Below are 9,931 nucleotides of genomic sequence, written 5' to 3'. Positions count from 1 at the left end.
TATATGAGCCACGACGGCACCCGGCGCAGAGCGGAATTCAGTGTCGTAAGATCCATCAGAAGTTCTTTGTCAGATCCAGACCTTCATAGAGGGAGGCAACCTCCTTGTCGTAGCCGTTGAACATCAGGGTCGGCTGACGGCGCGAGAACAACCCGCCACCGATGCGACGCTCTGTGGCCTGGCTCCAACGCGGATGATCCACCTCCGGATTCACATTGCTGTAAAAGCCGTATTCGCGTGCATTGGCCATATTCCAACTGGTGGGCGGCTCTTGATCCGTGAGGGTGATCTTCACCACCGATTTGATCGACTTGAAGCCATACTTCCACGGCACCACCAGACGAAGCGGGGCGCCGTTCTGGTTCGGCAGTGGCTTTCCGAAGATCCCCGTCGCCATCAGGGTCAGCGGATGCATCGCCTCGTCCAGCCGCAGGCCCTCGCGATAAGGCCAATCCAGAACCGGGTAACGGGTGCCCGGCATTTCATCTGGACGCAGGAGCGTTTCAAAGGCGACGTATTTCGCGCCCTCCTGCACACCGGCCACATTCAAGAGGTCGGCCAGCTCAAACCCCTGCCATGGGATCACCATCGACCATGCCTCAACACAGCGGAACCGGTAGATCCGTTCCTCGAGCGTCATTTCCGACAGGATCTGCTCAAACCCATAGGTGCCGGGGTTATCGACCATACCGTCGATCTCGACCTCCCAAGGGGACGTCGTCATCTGGCCTGCATATGTAGCGGGATCGGTCTTGCCGGTGCCGAACTCATAGAAGTTGCAGTAAGACGTGACCTCTTCCCATGTGTTGGGATCAAGGCCCTCCGTCTCGGCCTGTGCAAGCCCTGCCCCAATACTACCAAGTCCAACGCCGCCAAGCCCGGCGAGGATCTTGCGCCGGTTCCAGAACAGGGGTTCGGGCGTGATGTCGCTATGGGTCAGGTCGTTCTGCCAGCGGTGGGCCATATGTGCGCTCCTTCAAGTCGGGTTGCCCCATGAGGTAACGCTCCAAGGCCTCAGAGCAAAAACATATCCTCTCACATCTCCGCGACAGCACTGTAACTTGGCAGGATCTCATTCATCGGCCGCGAGGAGCCATCCTCCTGCACGATGCGCATGTGACGGCGGCGCATCTTGCGCGGCTCATCCACACCGACCGAATGGGCGATGGTCTCAACCTCGTGAATCACCTCGCGGGCATAGCGGGCGATTTTCAGGTATTTATCCTCAACCACAAGCCCCTGCTGAAAGCGCGGGTCGTGGGTGGTGATGCCGGTCGGGCAGGTGTTGCGATTGCATTTGAGCGCCTGAATGCAGCCCAAAGAGAACATGAAGCCCCGCGCGGAGGTCACAAAATCCGCGCCCGCCGCCAGCGCCCAGGCCACATCGCCCGGATTGACCAGCTTGCCGCTGGAGATGAGGCGAATGCGGTCCTTAAAGCCATACTCGTCGCGCAGATTGCACACCATCGGCAGCGCCTCACGCACGGACATGCCCACAAGATCAATCAGCGGCATGGGCGCCGCCCCGGTGCCACCTTCGCCACCGTCGATGGTGATGAAATCCGGCACATCATCGGGACGTGCGGCGAAGTTCAGGAACATCTCGCGCAGGGCGACTTCGGAGCCTGCGACAGTTTTAATGCCAACGGGTTTGCCCGTGATCTCACGGACCCGCGCAACCATATCCAAGAGTTCGTCATAATTTGCGATATCAAGGTGACGATTGGGGGAAATGCTCGCTTCACCCTCAGTAATGCCACGAATTTCGGCGATTTCGGCATTGACCTTGGCCGCAGGCAGGATGCCCCCCTTGCCGGGCTTTGCGCCCTGCGCGAGCTTCAGTTCGAACATCCTCACCTGCGGGATCTCGGAGATTTCCTTCAGGCGCGCATCGCTGAGATTGCCCGCCGCATCGCGAACCCCGTATTTGGCAGTGCCGATCTGAAAAACGATGTCGCAGCCCCCATCAAGGTGAAACGGGCTGAGCCCCCCCTCGCCCGTATTGAGCCAGACACCTGCCTCGCGCGCGCCACGACTGAGGGCCGTCACAGCGGGGCGCGACAAGGCCCCGTAGCTCATGCCCGAGATATTGAAGAACGATGGTGCATTATAAGGGACGCGCGCGGTGGGGCCGATCAACATCGGCTCGGTCGAGGCGGATTGATCGTCCAGCGGCGGAAACGGCGCGTTCACAAAGATCGGCGTGCCCGGCACGGATGTGTTGCGGGTGGAACCGAAGGCAACCGTATTTGTCACCCCGGCACAGGCGCGCGCAATCCATTCCCGCTGCGCCCGGTTGAAGGGCAACTCCTCACGGTCCATCGCAAAGAAGTACTGACGGAAGAATTCTCCCAAAGTGCTGAACAGATGGCGAAAGCGCCCAAGGACCGGATAGTTGCGCCGAATGGCATCCTGCGTCTGCGTTCGATCAGAAATGAACATCACAAACCCGACGAGGCCAAACACGCCGATCAAGCAGATAAACACCACCGCGAGGATCGACACCGCATTCATCGCAAAACCCATCACACTTCCTTTCCGTACTCAAAATTGCGCGGCCCGTTTGGACCTGGCTGCACTCAGCTATAACATGTTGATCCATGACAGACGGATGACGTTTACCGCACCGCCGATCACGAGAACTCATATTTGCAAAAAAGGGCCGCCCCGCAGGGCGACCCATGTTCATTCTATCAGGGCGATCAATGCACCACGGCATCATCCGGTCTCGGCCGGTCAGAGCTGCCGACACGATCCCCGATCACCAGACCCTCAGCGCCCGCGGAAACAGGAACGGTCTCACCATCCTTGATGTCTCCGGCCAACAAGGCCTCGGCCAGCGGGTTCTGCAAGGCACGCTGAATCACGCGTTTGAGCGGACGCGCACCGAACACAGGGTCATAGCCCTCATCCGCGAGCCATGTCTTGGCACCGTCATCGAGCTCAAGCGTAATCTTGCGCTGCGCCAGACGTTTGGCCAGTCGCCGCAACTGGATTTCGACGATACCGTCCATGTCCTGCCGCGCGAGGCGATCAAAGATAACAGTCTCATCGAGACGGTTCAGGAATTCGGGCCGGAAATGCGCCCGTACCGCGTCCATCACGTCGCGCTTGGCATCCGCCGCATCCGCACCATCCGGCAACTGGCTCAACGCCTGTGCACCGAGGTTCGACGTCAGGATAATCAGCGTCTGCTTGAAATCCACGGTCCGACCCTGACCATCCGTCAGCATCCCATCGTCAAGCACCTGCAAGAGCACGTTGAACACATCTGGATGCGCTTTTTCGACCTCGTCGAACAGCACCACCTGATAGGGTCTGCGCCGCACGGCCTCCGTCAGCACGCCGCCTTCGTCGTAACCGACATAGCCCGGAGGGGCGCCGATCAGACGCGCGACCGCGTGTTTCTCCATGAACTCCGACATATCGATGCGCACCATGGCGCTGTCATCATCAAAGAGGAACTCGGCCACAGCCTTGGTGAGCTCGGTTTTCCCCACGCCGGTCGGCCCGAGGAACAGGAACGACCCCAGCGGACGGTTCTCATCATTGAGCCCCGCGCGCGCCCGGCGCACCGCGTTTGCCACAGCCGTCACGGCAGCATTCTGGCCGATGACGCGCTTGTGCAGACCATCTTCCATCCGCAAGAGCTTCTCACGTTCGCCCTCCAACATCTTGGAGGTCGGAATACCGGTCCAGCGCTCAACCACGGCTGCGATCTGTTCTGGCCGCACCGCTTCCTCGACCATCAGGCCCTGCTCTTCTTTCTGTTCCGCTTCCGAGAGCTGCTTTTCCAATCCCGGAATGACGCCATAAGAGAGCTCACCCGCCTTGGCGAGGTTGCCTTCGCGTTTCGCGATGTCCAGTTCCGCACGAGCGCGATCCAACTGCTCTTTCAGATCACGCGCCGAGGCGAGCTTGTCGCGTTCGGCCTGCCATTGCGCCGTCATCTCGCTGGAGCGCTCCTGAAGATCCGCCAGTTCCTTCTGGAGATGGTCCAGACGGTCCTTCGACGCCGCATCATCCTCCAGCTTCAGCGCCTCTTCCTCGATCTGCATTTGCAGGATCTGACGGTCGAGCGCGTCCAGTTCTTCGGGCTTGGAGTCCACCTCCATGCGCAGACGCGATGCTGCCTCATCCATAAGATCGATCGCCTTATCAGGCAGGAATCGGTCAGTGATGTAGCGGTTTGACAGTGTCGCCGCAGATACCAGTGCCGCATCAGCGATGCGCACACCGTGGTGCAGCTCATATTTTTCCTTGATGCCACGCAGGATAGAGATCGTGTCCTCCACCGTCGGTTCGGTCACCATTACGGGTTGGAAGCGGCGCGCAAGGGCTGCGTCCTTTTCCACGTACTTGCGGTATTCATCGAGCGTGGTCGCACCGATACAGTGCAATTCTCCCCGCGCCAGCGCCGGCTTGATGAGGTTTGCCGCATCCATTGCGCCATCGGATTTACCCGCGCCCACAAGCGTGTGCATCTCGTCGATGAACAGGATGATTTCACCCGCCGCATCGGTGACTTCGTTGAGAATCCCCTTGAGGCGCTCCTCAAACTCGCCGCGATACTTCGCACCCGCAATGAGCGCGCCCATATCGAGCGCCAGCAGGCGTTTGTCCTTGAGGCTCTCGGGCACGTCGCCGTTTACGATGCGCAGGGCCATGCCTTCGGCAATCGCGGTTTTACCCACGCCCGGCTCACCGATCATGACGGGGTTGTTCTTGGTCCGACGCGACAGCACCTGCATGGCGCGGCGGATTTCGTCGTCGCGGCCAATAATCGGGTCGATCTTGCCTTCGCGTGCGCGCTCCGTCAGGTCGAGCGTGTATTTCTTCAGCGCCTCATAGGTATCTTCGGCCGTCGCAGTGTCTGCGGTACGGCCTTTACGCACGTCGTTGATCGCCTCATTCAGCTTTTGCGCAGACACACCACCTGCATCCAATGCCTCTTTGGCCTTGGATTTCACCAGTGCCAGTGCTGTCAGCAGACGTTCGACCGGGATAAAACTGTCGCCCGCTTTTTCGGCGACCTTGCCAGCTTCATCCAGAACCCTGGCGGTCTGCCCATCCAGATAAATCTGGCTTGCATCACCAGAGACCTTTGGCAACTTGCCAATGGCCGTTTCCACGGCCTCGCTGACGCGCGCCATATTGCCACCTGCATGGGTAATCAGGTTGGCGGCCATGCCTTGGTCGTCGTCCAGCAGTGCCTTGAGAATATGTTCCGGCGTCAGCCGTTGGTGACCTTCACGCAATGCAATGGTCTGGGCAGCCTGCACAAAACCACGCGCCCGTTCAGTGAACTTGTTCAAGTCCATCTTCTTCTCCTCTTCATAAGCGCCCCTCGCATGACCCCGCCCGCTTAGCAGCACAGGATCGGTGTGGGCCTCGGATAAAGATGTGGGCATTTGCGCCCCATCTTCAAGTCCCTCAGTACCATATCAGAAGTTGACGAACCTTGACCCTAATCAAGCCTCGCAAAAAGCCGCCATGCACCCTTTTCGAGACAGGCCGGAGGCAGTAGGAAGGCGCGACCCAGCGCAGCAAACCGGAGTATCCAAAATGACCAGCCCCCTCGCCGATGACCGCCTGATCGTTGCCATGGATGTTCCAAATGCCATTGCTGGCTTAAAGCTGGCTGAGCAACTCGGCGATGCTGTCTCATTCTATAAGATCGGGTTGGGCATGTTGACCGGTGGCGGCCTCGCGCTGGCCAATGAGTTAAAACAGGAACTCGGCAAGAAGATCTTCCTCGACATGAAGCTCTTTGACATTGGTGCCACCGTGGAAAACGCCGTGCGGGGCATTGCCCAGTTCGAGCTCGACTTCCTCACGGTGCATGGGGATCCTTACGTGGTCAGCGCCGCCAAAGAGGGTGCCGCGGCCAAAGACCTGAAGATCCTCGCCGTGACCATCCTCACCTCGCTGGATCGCGAGGACCTTGACGGGGCGTTGATCAAATCCGGCGCGATCAAGGATCTGGTGCAGGAACGCGCAGGCAATGCCTTGGCCGCCGGTGCGGATGGCGTGATCGCGAGCCCGCAAGAGGCCGCCTTGATCCGTGCTTTGCCCGAAGCCGAGGGCAAACTGATCGTGACACCGGGTGTGCGCCCGGTTGGGGCCGATCTGGGCGATCAAAAACGTGTCACGACACCTGCGCAAGCGCTGGCATCCGGCGTCGACCACATCGTGGTTGGCCGACCGATCTGGCAGGCCGAAGCACCGCGCCTTGCAGCCGAAGCCATCATCAAAGAAATGAACAGCCCGCAAGCACAGACCCCAAATCAGGGCTGACGGGCATTGGCCACCCTCAATCCGTGGGCGTGCCTAAAAAACAAGCGCAAATGAAACGCACGGGTGTGTCTCGGTCTCTAGCGTAAACCGAACGTGTTATCTTGCTGCAACCCGTAGCGATCAAAGAACAAATCGAGCCCATATGTGGCTCGATTTGAAATATTGAATGCATGCTCCGTGACATTGAAAGCACAGGGCACACCGTTAAATCCCCCCGCACATGCCCTCAACCTTTGCGAAACTGGCCCAAATGGTCGATTCTGGGGTTGAGACACTCCCCTGACGTTTACCTCTTCCTGAGAAACGTCACCTTCCCCCGCCAATTGTGCGGGGGCTTTCTTTTGAAAACGCTGAATTTAGCAGCCAATCCTCTTTGAGGAAGCTGCCTTTCCTCCCATCAATCTCTGGGGCCACCACGGCAACTTTGCAGGTAATCTTGCAACCGTACCTTGAATCGCGGAATGCCCAGAGGGTGCGCCGCGTATTCATCCGGGCTCATCAAATCCCAGCGCTGGCCCTCATCGCCAAAGCGGATGTCATCGACGCTGCGCGCTGAGATCTCGGCGGCAAAGAACCATGTAGCGCCATCAGGTCGCGGGTAACGGCGGCTGTAGTGAATGGCGGCTTCGGGCACGATCAGCCCCACTTCTTCGCGGGTTTCGCGCAACGCACAGGCCTGCGCTGTCTCGTCGCCTTCGCGCCCGCCGCCGGGGAAATCCCAGTAGCCGGGAAAGGGGATATCCGCCTTCTGGTCTCGCAGAATCACCAACAGCCGTGGCCCGAGAAACAGCAGCAGTTTCGCTCCCTTAAAGCTCATGATACAATCCAACTCTGCGCCGATGCGCCTGTTTGCAATGCCTGCACGCTAACGGGAATGACATCGGTGCACACCCCCGTTTTTGCCTTGCCCGAGCACATCATGCCTGCCCTTTGTCGCGACTGCCTGTATTGTTTCAATCCCGGCACGCAGCCACGCGGTCCGCAACGCTGCCCATCGTGTCGCAGCCCTCGCATCAAGCAGCATGACGAACTTTTCACACTCTCTATCGCGCATATGGATTGTGATGCGTTTTATGCAAGTGTTGAAAAACGCGACAACCCTGAGTTGGCCGACAAACCAGTGATCATTGGCGGTGGCCATCGCGGCGTTGTGTCTACCGCGTGCTACGTGGCGCGTATTCGTGGCGTGCGTTCGGCGATGCCGATGTTTCAGGCGCTCAAACTCTGTCCCGATGCGGTGGTGATTAAACCGCGTATGGAGGCGTATGCAGAAACCAGCCGCGCCATTCGCGCAATGATGGATGAACTCACCCCCGAAGTGGAGCCACTCTCGCTAGATGAGGCATTTATGGATCTCTCCGGCACCCAGCGCCTGCATGGTGCTCCGCCCGCAGTAATGCTGGCACGCCTTGTAAAGCGCATGAAAGACGAACTGGGCGTCACAGGCTCTATTGGCCTCAGCCACAACAAATTCCTCGCCAAAGTCGCGTCTGACTTAGATAAGCCGCGCGGTTTCTCAGTGATAGGCGAAGCTGAAACAGCCGAATTTCTGCATGACAAACCTGTGCGCCTGATCTGGGGCATTGGCCCTGCCGCACAGGCCTCCCTTGAAAAAGCGGGCATTCGCGCGTTCTCCGACCTCTTGCGCTGGGATCGGCGCGACTTGCACGACAGATTCGGCAGCATGGGTGATCGCCTGTGGCATTTGGCGCGCGGAGAGGACCGCCGCAAGGTGTCTGCCCGCAATCCTGTCAAATCGATCTCGAAAGAGACGACCTTCTTTTCGGACACCATGCATATTGATGTCTTGGACGGGCATCTGTGGCGATTGGCCGAGCAAGTCTCAGACCGGGCTAAGGCAAAAGGGCTGGCAGGACGGGTGGTGACGCTCAAGCTGAAGCGCGCGAACCATTCCACCCTCACACGGCGGCAATCGCTTCACAGCCCGACACAATTTGCCGACCAGATCTACCGCACCGCGCGGCATTTGCTGGACCAGACCGTGAGTCAGGGGCCGTTTCGTCTGCTGGGGTGTGGCATCAGTGAACTGGTCCCCGAGACCGAAGCCGATACCACAGGCGATCTCTTGGACCCCAATGCCGCCAAACGGGCCAGCGCAGAACGCGCCGCCGATGAGATTCGCAAACGCTTTGGCAAAGAGGCGATTCTGAAAGGGCGCGCCCTTCGCTAAGGCCTGAGCCTACTCGGCCGCCATCGGCTTTTGATCCTTGCGCAAACCAGATATCCGCTGCAACGCCTGCGTGAGACGCGCACGGATCGCCTCAAACTCGGCGTTAGGCGCGATATTGGCCTCATCCATATAAAGAGAGCGGTCGATCTCGACCTGAATCGCATGCTGTTGCCGAAATGGGCGACCATAGGTTTGGGTGATATAGGCCCCCGCAAAGGGGCTGTTGCGCGCGACGCGAAACCCAGCCTCGGCAAACGCAGCTTCAATCTCATCGACGATGGAACCATCCGCCGCTGCGCCAAAGCGATCTCCCAGCACAATCTCGGGTCGCTTTTCACGCTGGGGCGAACAATTTACGATCGCCTCATGGGGCATTGAGTGACAATCGATCAAAATCGCCTCGCCAAATCGGGTATGGGCTGCATCCAACAACCGCTGCAAGGCCGTATGGTACGGGAACCAATAGTCATCGATTCGCATACGCGCCTCCTGCATGGTGATTTTGCCGCTATAAATCGCACGTCCGTTCGACACTACGCGAGGAATCACACCCAATCCGGAGGCCACACGGGGATTCTGTCCGCGCCTGCGTGCACCTTCAATCAGGGCAGGATCGAGCTCTTCTGAGGAGCGGTTGAGGTCCACATAGGCCCGCGGCATTTTTGCAGCCAGCAATGGCATGCCCAAACGGGGCGCTGCCGCGAACAGTAGATCGACAAAGGCATCCTCACTGCTGCGCAGCCGTTTTGCATCCAGAATCGACTGAGAAACAAAGGTTTTTGGGTAATTTGATCCGCTATGAGGAGACGCAATCACCACTGGTGACTGCCACCCTTGCGGCATCTCAATAGAATATGCCTGACCTGACATGCCAGCTCCGCCTTCCCGCCTGAGATTCCCAGCATAGAGTTTATATTTCTGTGGCAAAAGCTCTTGCGCCCACAATCGACTCCTTTTATAGACCCCTTCACCGACGCGAAGCGATGCGCCACTCGGCGCAGCTAAATTCGTTTTGAGTTGGTATCATGGGCGGTTAGCTCAGCGGTAGAGCACTTCGTTGACATCGAAGGGGTCACAAGTTCGATCCTTGTACCGCCCACCATGATTTCGCTGTTTTGAACTTCGGTTCAGGACGCCCCGCTAACCCAGGCGCTGGTTCGCGCCGCAGAAAAGGAGAGAGACCATGAAGGTCAAGAACTCGCTCCGCTCGCTGAAGAACCGGCACCGTGACTGCCGGGTTGTGCGTCGCAAGGGCCGCGTTTACGTCATCAATAAGACGCAGCGCAAGTTCAAAGCACGCCAAGGCTGAGCACTTAGCATCAGACGCCTCTTTGAGGCTCCGAAAAACCGCATCTCTGGATGCGGTTTTTTGTTTTTTGAGCCTAGCGCATTCAAAGCGCATTCAACATGTGCCACTGCCCCTCGAAACCACCGATGTCATCG

At 58.7% G+C, this 9,931-nt stretch carries 9 protein-coding genes and 1 tRNA gene (1 of these 10 cut by a window edge); 4 read left to right on the top strand and 6 right to left on the bottom strand.

The features are described from left to right. The 4 genes from msrQ to clpB form a co-directional block, all read right to left on the bottom strand. A protein-coding gene (gene msrQ, locus K529_RS00740; protein WP_005648651.1) for a protein-methionine-sulfoxide reductase heme-binding subunit MsrQ crosses the window boundary here: on the bottom strand, positions 1–56 show its 5' end (the start). It extends 544 nt beyond the left edge of the window; 56 of the gene's 600 nt are visible here — the first part of the coding sequence; the start codon lies at positions 54–56; its stop codon lies beyond the left edge, outside the window. Next, on the bottom strand, positions 56–964 hold the full coding sequence (msrP, locus tag K529_RS00735; protein ID WP_005648650.1) for a protein-methionine-sulfoxide reductase catalytic subunit MsrP: 909 nt from the start codon (positions 962–964) through the stop codon (positions 56–58). Before msrP ends, msrQ begins: the two co-directional genes overlap by 1 nt. A 71-nt stretch (positions 965–1,035) precedes the next feature. Then, positions 1,036–2,526, bottom strand: coding sequence for an FMN-binding glutamate synthase family protein (locus K529_RS00730; RefSeq protein WP_005648648.1), 1,491 nt, complete (start codon positions 2,524–2,526; stop codon positions 1,036–1,038). 176 nt (positions 2,527–2,702) lie between these two features. After that, positions 2,703–5,321, bottom strand: a complete 2,619-nt coding sequence (clpB, locus tag K529_RS00725; protein ID WP_005648645.1) for an ATP-dependent chaperone ClpB — start codon at positions 5,319–5,321, stop codon at positions 2,703–2,705. 244 nt (positions 5,322–5,565) lie between these two features. On the opposite strand from clpB, the gene pyrF reads away from it, so the two are divergent. After that, a complete protein-coding gene (gene pyrF, locus K529_RS00720) occupies positions 5,566–6,297 on the top strand; it encodes an orotidine-5'-phosphate decarboxylase (RefSeq protein ID WP_005648643.1) in 732 nt (243 codons plus the stop codon). A gap of 397 nt (positions 6,298–6,694) precedes the next feature. On the opposite strand, the gene K529_RS00715 is transcribed toward pyrF, so the two are convergent. Continuing rightward, positions 6,695–7,114 carry an NUDIX domain-containing protein gene (locus tag K529_RS00715; protein WP_005648641.1) on the bottom strand — a complete coding sequence of 140 codons (420 nt, stop codon included), beginning with the start codon at positions 7,112–7,114 and terminating at the stop codon, positions 6,695–6,697. A gap of 102 nt (positions 7,115–7,216) precedes the next feature. On the opposite strand from K529_RS00715, the gene K529_RS00710 reads away from it, so the two are divergent. After that, complete coding sequence (locus tag K529_RS00710) at positions 7,217–8,488, top strand: DNA polymerase IV (RefSeq protein WP_005648639.1); 1,272 nt, start codon at positions 7,217–7,219, stop codon at positions 8,486–8,488. Between the two features lie 9 nt (positions 8,489–8,497). Here the strand turns inward: K529_RS00710 and K529_RS00705 are convergent, their stop codons facing one another. Beyond that, positions 8,498–9,358 carry an N-formylglutamate amidohydrolase gene (locus K529_RS00705; RefSeq protein WP_005648637.1) on the bottom strand — a complete coding sequence of 287 codons (861 nt, stop codon included), beginning with the start codon at positions 9,356–9,358 and terminating at the stop codon, positions 8,498–8,500. Positions 9,359–9,515: 157 nt separating this feature from the next. On the opposite strand from K529_RS00705, the gene K529_RS00700 reads away from it, so the two are divergent. Together K529_RS00700 and ykgO are read left to right on the top strand one after the other, a co-directional pair. Next, positions 9,516–9,590 (top strand) — tRNA-Val (locus tag K529_RS00700). Between the two features lie 81 nt (positions 9,591–9,671). Then, positions 9,672–9,797 (top strand): type B 50S ribosomal protein L36, encoded by a 126-nt coding sequence (gene ykgO / locus K529_RS00695; RefSeq protein ID WP_005648635.1) that lies wholly within the window; start codon positions 9,672–9,674, stop codon positions 9,795–9,797. Positions 9,798–9,931: the final 134 nt, after the last annotated feature.

The sequence above is a fragment of the Tritonibacter mobilis F1926 genome (assembly GCF_000376545.2).
Lineage (GTDB): Bacteria > Pseudomonadota > Alphaproteobacteria > Rhodobacterales > Rhodobacteraceae > Epibacterium > Epibacterium mobile.
This window is presented reverse-complemented; position numbering and strand designations above follow the sequence as displayed.